At 74.4% G+C, this 13,121-nt stretch carries 9 protein-coding genes; 6 read left to right on the plus strand and 3 right to left on the minus strand.

Annotated elements, in window-relative coordinates:
* Positions 1 to 152: 152 nt before the first annotated feature.
* Positions 153 to 2,603: a DNA topoisomerase (ATP-hydrolyzing) subunit A gene (locus ACFY00_RS36350; RefSeq protein ID WP_388038064.1), complete on the minus strand. Its 2,451-nt coding sequence runs from the start codon at positions 2,601 to 2,603 to the stop codon at positions 153 to 155.
* Positions 2,604 to 2,840: 237 nt separating this feature from the next.
* Between ACFY00_RS36350 and ACFY00_RS36355 the strand changes: the two genes are divergently transcribed.
* The 3 genes from ACFY00_RS36355 to ACFY00_RS36365 all read left to right on the plus strand — a co-directional run bounded on the left by ACFY00_RS36355 (position 2,841) and on the right by ACFY00_RS36365 (position 7,107).
* Positions 2,841 to 4,166: a M16 family metallopeptidase gene (locus ACFY00_RS36355; protein WP_388038067.1), complete on the plus strand. Its 1,326-nt coding sequence runs from the start codon at positions 2,841 to 2,843 to the stop codon at positions 4,164 to 4,166.
* A gap of 17 nt (positions 4,167 to 4,183) precedes the next feature.
* Complete coding sequence (locus tag ACFY00_RS36360) at positions 4,184 to 5,548, plus strand: M16 family metallopeptidase (RefSeq protein WP_388038116.1); 1,365 nt, start codon at positions 4,184 to 4,186, stop codon at positions 5,546 to 5,548.
* 365 nt (positions 5,549 to 5,913) lie between these two features.
* On the plus strand, positions 5,914 to 7,107 hold the full coding sequence (locus tag ACFY00_RS36365) for an RtcB family protein (protein ID WP_388038069.1): 1,194 nt from the start codon (positions 5,914 to 5,916) through the stop codon (positions 7,105 to 7,107).
* A 9-nt stretch (positions 7,108 to 7,116) separates the two neighbouring features.
* Here ACFY00_RS36365 and ACFY00_RS36370 read toward each other — a convergent pair whose 3' ends face one another.
* Positions 7,117 to 7,749 carry a TetR/AcrR family transcriptional regulator gene (locus ACFY00_RS36370; protein WP_388038072.1) on the minus strand — a complete coding sequence of 211 codons (633 nt, stop codon included), beginning with the start codon at positions 7,747 to 7,749 and terminating at the stop codon, positions 7,117 to 7,119.
* A gap of 80 nt (positions 7,750 to 7,829) precedes the next feature.
* Here ACFY00_RS36370 and ACFY00_RS36375 point away from each other — a divergent pair, with 80 nt between their 5' ends.
* Entirely contained in the window at positions 7,830 to 9,041 is a 1,212-nt protein-coding gene (locus ACFY00_RS36375; protein ID WP_388038074.1) for an MFS transporter, read from the plus strand.
* Between the two features lie 170 nt (positions 9,042 to 9,211).
* Here ACFY00_RS36375 and ACFY00_RS36380 read toward each other — a convergent pair whose 3' ends face one another.
* Positions 9,212 to 9,490 carry an HPr family phosphocarrier protein gene (locus tag ACFY00_RS36380; protein ID WP_388038077.1) on the minus strand — a complete coding sequence of 93 codons (279 nt, stop codon included), beginning with the start codon at positions 9,488 to 9,490 and terminating at the stop codon, positions 9,212 to 9,214.
* A 160-nt stretch (positions 9,491 to 9,650) separates the two neighbouring features.
* Between ACFY00_RS36380 and ACFY00_RS36385 the strand changes: the two genes are divergently transcribed.
* Together ACFY00_RS36385 and ACFY00_RS36390 are read left to right on the plus strand one after the other, a co-directional pair.
* Positions 9,651 to 12,425 carry a GNAT family N-acetyltransferase gene (locus ACFY00_RS36385; RefSeq protein WP_388038079.1) on the plus strand — a complete coding sequence of 925 codons (2,775 nt, stop codon included), beginning with the start codon at positions 9,651 to 9,653 and terminating at the stop codon, positions 12,423 to 12,425.
* A 111-nt stretch (positions 12,426 to 12,536) separates the two neighbouring features.
* Entirely contained in the window at positions 12,537 to 13,121 is a 585-nt protein-coding gene (locus ACFY00_RS36390) for a DUF5998 family protein (RefSeq protein ID WP_285738795.1), read from the plus strand.

A 13,121-nucleotide genomic window follows, 5' to 3' on the forward strand; every position in this document is an offset into this window, starting at 1 on the left:
GTGAGCGGTCCGCCCGGTGTGCCCCTGGGGGTGTGCCCCTGGCGCGATGACTAAGCGCTTGCTTAGACTCGGCGGGGGGGGGGGGGGGGGGGGCGGCCCCCCCCCCCCCCCCCCCCCCCCCCCCCCCCGCGTCCGTGCGTCCGTGCGCGGCGCTACATCCGGCTGCCGACCGCGGCGACCGGGGACGGCACCGGGGTGCCGGAGCCGTCGCGGCGCGGGTCGCGCTCGGGGAGGGTGACCGGCTGGCCGGCCGGGCCCGCGCCGAGGGCGGGCAGCGTGCCGGCCCAGGCGAAGGCGAGGCCGTCCTCGCCGCGCAGGAAGCGCTGGCAGCGGACGCCGCCGGTGGCCCGGCCCTTGCGCGGGTACTGGTCGAACGGGGTGAGCTTCCAGCTGGTCTGCTCCTCGCCGGCCAGCGTGCCGGAGGCGGCCGCGACCGAGAGGACCACCGCGTCCTGCGCCGGGTCGACCGCGGTGAAGGAGAGCACCTTCGCGCCGTCGGCCAGCTTGATGCCGGTCATGCCGCCGGCCGGGCGGCCCTGCGGGCGGACCTGGCCCGCCGGGTAGCGCAGCAGTTGGGCGTCGGAGGTGATGAAGACCAGGTCCTCCTCGCCGGTGCGCAGTTCGACCGCGCCGATCACGGCGTCGCCGTCCTTGAGCGCGATCACCTCGAACTCGTCCTTGTTGGCGGGCCATTCGGGCACCACTCGCTTGACCACGCCCTGCACGGTGCCGAGCGCCAGGCCGGGCGAGGACTCGTCCAGCGTGGTCAGGGCGAGCGGCCGCTCGTCCGCCTCCAGCCGGAGGAACTCGGAGACCGCCGCGCCGCCGGAGAGCGCCGTGGTGCCCGGGGGCAGCGCGGGCAGGTCGATCACCGGCAGGCGCAGCACCCGGCCGGCCGTGGTGACCAGGCCGACGTCGCCGCGGGCGGTGGCGGGGACGGCGGAGGCCAGCACGTCGTGCTTGGCGCGGGCCGCGTCCTCCTCGGTGACCGTCTCCAGGTCGGAGGTGCGGGCCAGCAGCCCGGTGGAGGACAGCAGCACCCGGCAGGGGTCGTCCGCGACCTCCAGCGGCACCGCCAGCGCGGCGGACGGCACCGAGCCGGCCTCCAGCAGCACGGTGCGCCGCTCGGTGCCGAACTGCTTGGCGACGGCGCCGAGTTCGGAGGAGACCACGGAGCGCAGCTTGCTGTCGGACTCCAGGATCTCGGTCAGCTCGGCGATCTCCTTGAGCAGCTTGGCCTGTTCGGCCTCCAGCTCGACCCGGTCGAAGCGGGTGAGCCGGCGCAGCGGGGTGTCCAGGATGTACGCGGTCTGGACCTCGGAGATGCCGAAGCGCTCCATCAGCCGGTCCTTGGCCTGGCCCGCGTCGTCGCTGTTGCGGATGATCGCGATCACCTCGTCGATGTCGACGAGCGCGACCAGCAGGCCCTCGACCAGGTGCAGCCGGTCCTGGCGCTTGCGGCGGCGGAAGTCGCTGCGCCGCTTGACCACCGTGAAGCGGTGGTCGACGTAGACCTCCAGCAGCTCCTTGAGGCCCAGCGTCAGCGGCTGGCCGTCGACCAGCGCGACGTTGTTGATGCCGAAGGTCTCCTCCATCGGCGTCAGCTTGTAGAGCTGCTCCAGCAGCGCCTCGGGGACGAAGCCGTTCTTCACCTCGATGACCAGGCGCAGGCCGTGCTGGCGGTCGGTGAGGTCCTTGACGTCCGCGATGCCCTGCAGCTTCTTCGCGTTGACCAGGTCCTTGATCTTCGCGATCACCTTCTCGGGGCCGACCGTGTACGGCAGTTCGGTGACCACGATGCCCTTGCGGCGGGCGGTGACGTTCTCCACCGTCGCGGTGGCGCGGATCTTGAAGGTGCCGCGGCCGGACTCGTACGCGTCCCGGATGCCGGAGAGGCCGACGATCCGGCCGCCGGTGGGCAGGTCGGGGCCGGGGACGAACCGCATCAGGGTGTCCAGGTCCGCCGACGGGTGCTTGATCAGGTGCCGGGCGGCGGCGACCACCTCGGACAGGTTGTGCGGCGGCATGTTGGTGGCCATGCCGACCGCGATCCCGGTGGCGCCGTTGACCAGCAGGTTCGGGAACGCCGAGGGGAGCACCTGGGGCTCCTGCTCGGAGCCGTCGTAGTTGGGGCCGAAGTCGACGGTGTCCTCGTGGATGGACTCGACCAGCGACATCGAGGCGGCGGTCAGCCGGGACTCGGTGTAGCGCATCGCGGCCGGCGGGTCGTCGTTGCCGAGCGAACCGAAGTTGCCGTGGCCGTCGATCAGCGGCAGGCGCATCGAGAACGGCTGCGCCATGCGCACCACGGCGTCGTAGATCGAGGCGTCGCCGTGCGGGTGCAGCCGGCCCATCACCTCGCCGACCAGGCGCGCGCACTTGACGTGGCCGCGCTCCGGGCGCAGGCCCATCTCGTTGGCCTGGTAGAGGATCCGGCGGTGCACCGGCTTGAGGCCGTCCCGGGCGTCCGGCAGGGCCCGGGAGTAGATCACCGAGTAGGCGTACTCCAGGAACGAGCCCTGCATCTCGTCCACGACATCGACGTCGAGGATCCGCTCCTCGAAGTCACCGGGCGGCGGGGTGGGCGAACTGCGGCGGGCCATCGCTGCGGGGCTCCCTTGCGATACATGCGGTACATGGGGGTGGGCGGACGCGGGCGTGAACGCCCCCCATTGTGGACCCTCGGTGGGACAGCGCCGGTCACCCGGGGCGCTTCCGCCCCTGGCGAACGCGCCCGGCGGCCGGACACCTGACGGCGGCGCCGGGCGTTGCACCACAATGGGGGGCGTCACACGCCCCCGGCCCGGACACTCCGGAACCGACGACGGGAAGGACCCCGCATGGCCAACCCCGCGCCCGCAAGCGGCCTCGCCATCACCGAACACCGCCTGGCCAACGGCCTGCGGGTGGTGCTCTCCGAGGACCACCTCACTCCGGTTGCCGCCGTCTGCCTCTGGTACGACGTGGGCTCCCGGCACGAGGTCAAGGGGCGGACCGGCCTGGCCCACCTCTTCGAGCACCTGATGTTCCAGGGTTCGGCGAACGTCTCCAACAACGGGCACTTCGAGCTGGTCCAGGGCGCCGGCGGTTCGCTCAACGGCACCACCAGCTTCGAGCGCACCAACTACTTCGAGACCATGCCCGCCCACCAGTTGGAGCTCGCGCTCTGGCTGGAGGCGGACCGGATGGGCTCGCTGCTGGCCGCGCTGGACGAGACGTCCATGGAGAACCAGCGCGACGTGGTGAAGAACGAGCGCCGCCAGCGCTACGACAACGTGCCCTACGGCACCGCGTTCGAGAAGCTCACCGCGCTGTCCTTCCCCGACGGCCACCCGTACCACCACACCCCGATCGGCTCGATGGCCGACCTGGACGCCGCGACGCTGGAGGACGCCCGGACGTTCTTCCGCACCTACTACGCGCCCAACAACGCGGTGCTGTCGATCGTCGGCGACCTCGACCCGGAGCAGACCATCGCCTGGGTGGAGAAGTACTTCGGCTCGATCCCGGCCCACGACGGCAAGCAGCCGCCGCGCGACGGCACCCTGCCCGACACCATCGGCGCCGAGGTGCGCGAACTGGTCCGCGAGGACGTCCCCTCCCGCGCGCTGATGGCCGCCTACCGGCTCCCGCACGACGGCACCCGGGAGGCCGACGCCGCCGACCTGGCGCTCACCGTCCTCGGCAGCGGCGAGTCCTCCCGGCTGTACAACCGGCTGGTGCGCCGCGACCGCACCGCCGTCTCGGCCGGGTTCGGCCTGCTGCGGCTGGCCGGCGCGCCCTCGCTCGGCTGGCTGGACGTGAAGGCGGGCGGCGAGGCCACCCTGGAGCAGATCGAGGCCGCCGTCGACGAGGAGCTGGCCCGCTTCGCCGCCGAGGGCCCCACCGCCGAGGAACTGGAGCGCGCCCAGGCCCAGATCGAGCGCGAGTGGCTGGACCGGCTCACCACGGTGGCCGGCCGGGCCGACGAACTCTGCCGCTACGCCGTCCTGTTCGGCGACCCGAAGCTGGTGAACAGCGCGCTGCCGAAGGTCCTCGACGTCACCGCCGAGGAGGTCCGGGCGGTGGCCGCCGCGCGGCTGCGCCCCGACAACCGGGCCGTGCTGGTGTACGAGCCGACCGGTGACGATGACAGCAACGACAGCGACGAGGAGGCGGCGGCGTGAGCGACTACACCCCCGCGATGGAGTTCCACCCGCAGCCCCGGCCCGGCACCCCCGCCCCGTGGGCGTTCCCGGCGCCCGAGCGGCTCACCCTGGCCAACGGGCTGACGGTGCTGCACTGCCACCGCCCCGGCCAGCAGCTGGTCGCCGTGGACGTGGTGCTGGACGCGCCGCTGGCCGCCGAGCCCGAGGGACTGGACGGCGTCGCCTCGATCCTGGCCCGGGCGCTGTCCGAGGGCACCGACACGCTCAGCGCCGAGGAGTTCGCCGGTGAGCTGGAGCGGGCCGGAGCCACCCTGGACGCCCACGCCGACCACCCGGCGATCCGGGTCTCGCTGGAGGTCCCGGCCTCCCGCCTGGAGCGCGGCCTGACCCTGCTCGGCGACGCGCTGCGCGCCCCCGCGCTGCCCGCGGACGAGATCGAGCGGCTGGTCGCCAACCGCCTCGACGAGATCGTCCACGAGCAGGCCAACCCGGGCCGGCGCGCCGCCAAGGCGCTGTACGCCGAGCTGTTCCCGGCCGCCGACCGGCTGTCGCGGCCGCGGGCGGGCTCCGCCGAGAGCGTCAAGCGGATCGACCGGGCGGCGGTGCAGGCGTTCTACGCGGCGCACCTGCGTCCGTCCACCGCCACCGCCGTGGTGGTCGGCGACCTCACCGGGACGGACCTGGCGGCGCTGCTGGAGTCCACCCTGGGCCGGTGGACCGCCGAGACCCGGGAGCCGGCCGTGCACGCCCCGGTGACCGCGGACGACGCCGGCCGGGTGGTCATCGTCGACCGGCCCGGCTCGGTCCAGACCCAGCTGCTGATCGGCCGGATCGGCCCGGACCGGCACGACCCGGAGTGGGCCGCGCAGGTGCTCGGCACCTACTGCCTCGGCGGCACCCTCACCTCCCGGCTGGACCGCGTCCTGCGCGAGGAGAAGGGCTACACCTACGGCGTGCGGGCGTTCGCCCAGGCGCTGCGCTCGGCCGCCGACGGCTCCGGCCGCGGGCTGCTGGCGATCAGCGGTTCGGTGGACACCGGATCGACCGCGCCCGCGCTGCAGGACACCTGGACCATCCTGCGCACGCTGGCCGCCGAGGGCCTGACCGACGCCGAGCGGGAGGAGGCCGTGCAGTTCCTGGTCGGCGTGGCCCCGCTGAAGTTCGAGACGGCCGGTTCGGTCGCCGCGACCCTGGCGGACCAGGTCGAGCAGTACCTGCCCGACACCTACCAGGCGGACTTCTACCGGAGGCTGGCCGAGCTCGACACCGCGGCCGCCACCCGCGCCGTGGTCGCCGCGTTCCCGCCGGACCGGCTGGTCACCGTGCTGGTCGGCGACGCCTCGGTGATCGCCGAGCCGGTCAAGGCGCTGGGCATCGGGGACGTCACGGTCATCGCCTGACCGCTCCGGTGCGCGTTCCGCGTGCGAGGGTCCGACGGGGCGTCAGCCCCGCCGGACCCTCGGCGTTTTAATGCCTTGCGCGCCCTCGCGGCGGCGTGGGTAGATATCCCCGACCGGGCGACGGCCGCGCGGTCGGACACAGCGCGGAAGGAGGCGGTCACCATGCGGGTCGAGCCACGACGACGCTCCCCGAGGCTGCCCTTCCGTTGTTCGCCCCGCACTGCCTGAGCAGTCCTCGCGCGGCGTCCGTCCGCCCCGCCGCGGTCCCGCCCACCGGGCCCGCCGCCCCCTGATCTTCCCCGCCGCCGCACCGGGCGTCTTCGTGCGGCACCATGAACCCATCCGACCCAGGAGGTCGAACACCCATGTCGTACACCGAGGTACCCGGCGTCCGCGTCCCGATCCGGATGTGGACCGACCCGGCCGCCGTCGAGGGCCAGGCCATGCAGCAGCTGCGCAACATCAGCACGCTGCCCTGGCTGCACGGCCTCGCCGTGATGCCGGACGTCCACCTGGGCAAGGGCGCGACGGTCGGCTCCGTCATCGCGATGAAGGGCGCGGTCTGCCCGGCCGCGGTCGGCGTCGACATCGGCTGCGGGATGACGGCCGTGAAGTCCTCGCTCACCGCGAAGGACCTCCCGGACGACCTGTCGCGCCTGCGCAGCCGGATCGAGCAGGCCATCCCGGTCGGTCTCGGCCTGCACGCCGACCCGGTCGACCCGGGCAAGCTGCCGGGCCGGTCCACCGCGGGCTGGGACGACTTCTGGCAGCGCTTCGACGGCATCGCCCCCGAGGTGCACTGGCGGCGCGAGCGGGCCGCCCGGCAGATGGCGACGCTCGGCGGCGGCAACCACTTCATCGAGCTCTGCCTGGACGACGACGGCGCGGTCTGGCTGATGCTGCACTCCGGTTCGCGCAACATCGGCAAGGAGCTCGCCGAGCACCACATGTCGATCGCCCGGGCCCTGCCGCACAACCAGGGCCTGATCGACCGCGACCTGGCGGTCTTTCTGGCCCGCACCCCGGAGATGGACGCCTACCGCTCCGACCTGTTCTGGGCGCAGGAGTACGCCAAGCACAACCGGGCGCTGATGATGGCCCTGTTCCAGGACGCGGTCCGCCGCGAACTGCCGCGGGCCGGGGCCTCGTTCGGCGAGATGATCTCCTGCCACCACAACTACGTGGCCGAGGAGCGCTACGACGGCGTCGACCTGCTCGTCACCCGCAAGGGCGCGATCCGGGCCGGCTCCGGCGAGTACGGCATCATCCCGGGCTCGATGGGCACCGGCTCGTACATCGTGAAGGGCCTGGGGAACGCCGCCTCGTTCAACTCCGCCTCGCACGGCGCGGGCCGGAAGATGAGCCGCAACGCCGCCAAGAAGCGCTTCACCACGGCGGACCTGGTGGCGCAGACGGCGGGCGTCGAGTGCCGCAAGGACTCCGGGGTGGTGGACGAGATCCCCGGTGCGTACAAGCCGATCGAGAAGGTCATGGCCCAGCAGCGGGACCTGGTCGAGGTCGTCGCGCACCTCAAGCAGGTGATCTGCGTGAAGGGCTGACGGCGGGGGTCAGTCGGAGGCGGTGGTGGAGCGGGCCGGGGCGAAGACGTAGCGATCCATCATCAGCGCCGCGTCCGCGAGGATCTCCGGGTCGCCCTCCGGGTCCTCGCGGAACGCCATGCCGAGCATCCGGACGACCACGGCGACGGCCAGGTCCGCCCGGCGCCTGGTCTCGGCGGTGTCGGCCAGCCCGAACGAGGCCACCAGCACCTCGTGCACCCGCGCGGCGATCCGCCGGTCCGCCGCGTTCACCTCGTCCACCAGCGAGGGGGGCGTCGGCACGTGGAACCACACCTGCCGGTAGCCGGGCAGCGTCCGGAACCGGTCCGCGTACGCCTCGACCACCCGGGCCAGGAAGTGCTCGGAGGTCTCGCAGGCGGCCACCGCCGCCGGTTCGGTGACCTCCGCCAGCAGCCGCAGGTCGCCCTCCATCCAGCTGCGTTCCAGCGTTTCGAACACCGCCTCCTTGTCCGGGAAGAACCGGTACAGCGCCCCGACGGACATCCCGGCCTCGGCCGCGATCTGCTTGGTGCTGAGCTGGTCGAGCGGCACGGTCGCCAGCAGCCGGGCCGTGGTGGACAGGATGCGGGCGAACTTCTCGCGGCTGCGCTGCTGCTGCGGCTCGCGGACCAGGGGGGACACGGCGGGTTCACTCTCCTCGTACGGTGCCGGGCGGGCGGGCCCCTTGACTCCCTCGTAAAACGTGAACGATATTTTCGTTCATGTTCTCGCGCGGCTTCCCCACCCTCTGGGCGTCCGTCACCATATCCAGCCTCGGCGACGGCATGCGCTTCGTCGCCCTCCCGCTGCTCGCCGTCGGACTCACCGACGACGCGCGGCTGGTCGCCCTGGTCGCGCTGGCCGGACAGCTGCCCCCGCTGCTGCTCGCCCTCCCCGCCGGGGCCTGGGCCGACCGGGTCGACCGCCGCCGGATGCTCCTCTGGTCGGACGTCGCCCGCACCCTCGTGGTCGGCGCCCTGGCCGTCGCGGTGGCCGCGCACGCCGCCCGGATCGGCTGGCTGGTGCTGGCCTCGCTGCTGCTGGGCGCGGGGGACGTCGTCTACGGCGCGGGCTGGTCCGGCATGGTCCCCACCCTCGTCCCGCCCGCCGGGCGTGCCCGGGCCAACTCCCGCCTGCAGGCCGGAGCCCTGATCGCCGACACCCTGCTCGGCACCCCGCTCGGCGCCGTCCTGTTCGGGCTGGCCGCGGTCCTCCCGCTCGCCGTCGACAGCCTCTCCTTCGCCGTCGCGGCCGCCCTGGTGCTCCTGCTGCGCGGCGACTTCCGCCCCGGCGGAGCGCCGCCGCTCCCCGCCCGGGCCCCGCTGGGGCGCCAGGTCGCCGAAGCGCTGCGCTGGCTGCGCGGCCGCCCCGTCCTGTTCCGGCTCTGCCTCGCCCGCGGCCTCACCGGGGCGGTCGCCTCCGGGCTGATCGCCGTCCTGGTCCTCTACGCGCGCCGGACCCAGCACCTCGGCCCGACCGGATTCGCCCTGCTGGTCGCCGCGTTCGCCGTCGGCGGTCTGCTCGGCAGCACGATCACCCCGCGGCTGCTGCACCGCTGGGGCGCCCGCACCACCATGGTCACCGGCGTCCTCGGCTCGGCCGGCTGCGCGCTCCTGCTGGCACTGGCCCCGACCCCCGCGGTCGCCGCCCTCGCCGTCGCGGGCTACGGCGTCACCGACTTCGCCTGGGCCATCGGCGGGGTGACCCTCCGCCAGGCCCAGATCCCGTCCCGCCTGCTGGGCCGGGTCTCGATGGCCTACCAGCTCGTCTTCGGCGCCGCGGGTGCGACCGGCGCCGCCCTCGCCGGGCTGCTCGCCCACCAGTGGGGCACCCGGGCCCCCTACCTCGCGGGCGCGGCACTGCTGCTCGCCGTCCCCCTGCTGCTGCCGGGGGCCCGCCGGGAGGCGGCGGGGTGGGCGCTCGCGGGCGGCTGAGCGGGAACGTCAGGGGCTCGGAGAACGGCGAGTCCGTGCTGCTGGCGGCCGGAGCCCGTCGGAGGTCCGTGCTGCTTCGGGCCGCAGGAACAGAACCCGAAGCCGATGGCACGCACCGGCGGTGAACCGTGAGCAGCCCCGGCCCCGCCGCTCCCCGGACCCGCCCCGCCCTACGCGGCGGGCAGCTCGTCCAGGCCCTCCTGGACCAGCTTGGCGACCCGGTCGAGCGCCGCCTCGGCGCCCTCCGCGTCGGAGGCGAGGACGACGGTGTCGCCACCGGCCGCACCGAGGGCGAGCAGGCCGAGCATGGAGCCGGCGTTGACCGGGTCCCCGCCCTCCTTGGCGATGGTCATCGGGACGCCGGTGGAGGTGACGGCCTTGACGAAGACGGAGGCGGGACGGGCGTGCAGGCCCTCGGCCCAACCGATGGTGACGCGGCGCTCAGCCATGAGAGGTGCCTTTCACGTGGTGCAGGGTGGTGCAGGGTTGTCTAGACCAGTGTTGCACGACCGGACGCCACGGGCCCGGCGGCGCCAGGCGGCCGGACCCAGCCTGCCGCGCCCGGCACGCCTGGCGCCACCAGGCTCGCCGACGACTACGCTGGCGGGCGTGGAGCACGAGCGCGCGCAGCCGGACAACGGGTACCCGCAGCACTGGGAGGCGGACGTCCTGCTGCGCGACGGCGGGACGGCCCGGATCCGGCCGATCACCCCGGACGACGCCGAGCGGCTGGTGGAGTTCTACGAGCAGGTCTCGGACCAGTCCAAGTACTTCCGCTTCTTCGCCCCGTACCCGCGCCTGTCCGACAAGGACGTCCGCCGCTTCACGCACCACGACTACGTCAACCGGGTCGGCCTGGCGCTGGTGGTGCGGGACAGGTTCGTCGCGACCGTCCGCTACGACCGCACCGACAAGGACGGGATGCCCTCCACCACCGGCACCGACGCCGAGGTCGCCTTCCTGGTGCAGGACGCGCACCAGGGCCGGGGCATCGCCTCCGCGCTGCTGGAGCACATCGCGGCGGTGGCGCAGGAGCGCGGCATCCGCCGGTTCACCGCCGAGGTGCTGCCGGAGAACCGGAAGATGGTGAAGGTCTTCACCGACGCCGGGTACACCCAGCGGCGCAGCTTCGCCGACGGCGTGGTGCACCTGGAGTTCGACCTGGAACCGACCGCCGCCTCGCTCGCCGTGATGCGCGCCCGCGAGCACCGCGCCGAGGCCCGCTCCGTGCAGCGCCTGCTGACCCCCCGCTCGATCGCCGTGGTCGGCGTCTCGCGCAACCCGCAGTCGGTCGGCCGGGCGCTGCTGCGCGCCGCCCGGGCGGGCTTCGACGGGCCGGTGTACGCGGTGAACCGGGGCGCCGAGCCGGGCACCGAACTGGAGGGCGTGCCCACCCACCGCTCGGTGCTGGACGTCCCCGGGCCGGTGGACCTCGCGGTGATCGCGGTGCCCGAGCCGTCCGTCCCGGGCGCGGTCGCCGAGTGCGGGGTGCACGGCGTGCAGGGCCTGGTGGTGGTGAGCGCCGGGTACGCCGAGACCGGGCCGGACGGGCGGGACAAGCAGCGCGCGCTGGTGCGGCAGGCCCGGGCGGCCGGGATGCGGGTGATCGGCCCGAACGCGTTCGGCCTGCTCAACACCGACCCCGGGCACCGGCTGAACGCCTCGCTGGCCCCCGCCCTGCCCGAGCGCGGCCCGTTCGGCGTGTTCTGCCAGTCCGGGGCGATCGGCGTGGCCCTGCTGGAGGCCGCGCACCGGCGCGGCACCGGCATCTCCTCGTTCGCCTCGGTCGGCAACCGGGCCGACGTCTCCGGCAACGACCTGCTCCAGTACTGGGAGGAGGACGCCGCCACCGAGGTGGTGCTGCTGTACCTCGAATCCTTCGGCAACCCGCGCAAGTTCACCCGGATCGCCCGCCGACTGGCCGCCGCCAAGCCCGTGGTGGTGCTCAAGGGCGCCCGGCACACCGGCAGCCTGCCGCCCGGCCACGCCGTCCAGCCCGCCGCCACCCGGCTGCGCGACGCCACCGTGGACGCCCTGTTCCAGCAGGCCGGGGTGATCCGGGTGGACACCATCACCGAGCTCTTCGACACCGGCGAACTCCTCGCCGGGCAACCGCTGCCGCGGGGCGGCCGGATCGCGATCGTCGGCAACTCCGACTCGCTCGGCCTGCTCACCTACGACACCTGCCTGAGCGCCGGGCTGCGCCCCCGCACCCCCGTCGACCTGACCACCGGCGCGAGCGGCGAGAACTTCCGGGTCGCCCTGGACACCGCGCTCACCGACCCCGGCACCGACGCCGTGATCGCCGTCGCCATCCCGCCGATCGGCGTGCGCGGCCCCGGGGCGGCCCCCGAACCCGTCGAGGACGACCCCGAGATCGCCCGGGCCCTGATGGACGCCGCCGCCCGCGGCCGGGAACTCGGCAAACCGCTGCTGCTGGCCCACCTCGCGCTGCCCGCCCTGGTCGCCCGGCTGCGGGCCGGGGGAGTGCCCGCCTACCCCGCCCCCGAACGCGCCGTGCACGCGCTGGCCGACGCCGTCCGCTACGCGAAGTGGCGCCGCCGCAGCGCCGAGGCCGAGGAGACCGCCCGGGTCCCCGAACTGGACGGCGTCGACGAGCACGCCGCCCGCGCCCTGGTCGAGCGCGCCCTGACCAGCCGGGAGGCGGTCGCCGCCCGGCTGCAGGCGGGCGGCGCCCGGGTCACCCTGCCCGACGCCGAGGCCGCCGAACTGCTCGGCCACTACGGCATCCCGGTCAGCCCGACGCTGCCCGCCCCCGACGAGGCGAGCGCCGTCAAGGCCGCCGCCACCCTCGGCTACCCCGTCGCCCTGAAGGCCACCGCCGAGCACCTGCGGCACCGCCCCGACCTGGGCAGCGTCCGGCTCGACCTGACCGGCGAGGCCGAGCTGCGCCGCGCCCACCACGAGCTCGACGCCCTGCTCGGCGGCGCCGCCCAGGCCGAACTGGTGGTGCAGCGGCTGGCCCCGCGCGGCGTGGACACCGTGATCGGCGCCGCCGTCGACCCGGCCGTCGGCACCATCCTGTCCTTCGGCCTCTCCGGCGCCCCCGCCGAACTGCTCGGCGACGTCGCCCACCGCCTCGTCCCGGCCACCGACCGGGACGTGGCCGAGCTGATCCGCGAGGTGCGGGCCGCCCCGCTGCTGTTCGGCTGGCGCGGCGCCGAGGCGGTGGACACCGACGCGCTGGAGGTGCTGCTGCTGCGGGTCTCCCGCCTCGTCGACGACCTGCCCGAGGTCGCCTCGGTCGACCTGGAGCCCGTCGTGGTCGCCCCGCACGGCCTGGCCGTGCTCGGCGCCCGGGTCCGGATCGCCCCGCTGCCGGTCCGCACCGATCTGGGACCGCGCGCCATGAGCACGCTGTAACCTTGCGTGGTTGCCCGCTCGGCAGGACCGGGCGGCCCCCGGCGCGGTGCGGGCCGGGAGACCCGGCGCAGTGCCACCCGCCGCAGCGGCGGGACATGCCAGGATGGAGATATGGCGAAGACCGGTACCACCACGCAGGACCTGCGGTCCGCGATCGAGCGCAGCGGCTACTACCCGGCGCTGGTCTCCGAGGCGGTGGAGTCCGCGGTGGGCCCCGAGCCGATCACCTCGTACCTGGTGCACCAGGAGACCACCTTCGACGCCAACGAGGTCCGCCGGCACGTCACCGTGCTGGTGCTCACCCCGTCCCGCTTCGTGGTCAGCCACACCGACGAGCAGAACGGCGACGCGGCCACCCCCGTCCCGTACGCCACCACCTCCACCGAGACGGTCCGGCTGGACCGGATCACCTCCGTGGTGGTCAGCCGCATGGTCGCCAACCCCGAGACGTACACCCCCGGCACCCCGCCGCGCGAGGTCGTCCTGACCATCGGCTGGGGCGCCGTCCAGCGCCTCGACCTGGAGCCGGCCGGCTGCTCCGACCCCAACTGCGAGGCGGACCACGGCTACACCGGCTCCGCCACCGCCGACGACCTGTCGCTGCGGGTCAGCGAGGCCGGGGACGGGCCGGAGACGGTCGCCCAGGCGCTGGTGTTCGCCCGGGCGCTGTCCGAGGCGACCGTGGCCAACGGCTGA

This window comes from Kitasatospora sp. NPDC001540, from assembly GCF_042894345.1.
In the GTDB taxonomy this organism is placed as follows: Bacteria; Actinomycetota; Actinomycetes; order Streptomycetales; family Streptomycetaceae; genus Kitasatospora; species Kitasatospora phosalacinea_C.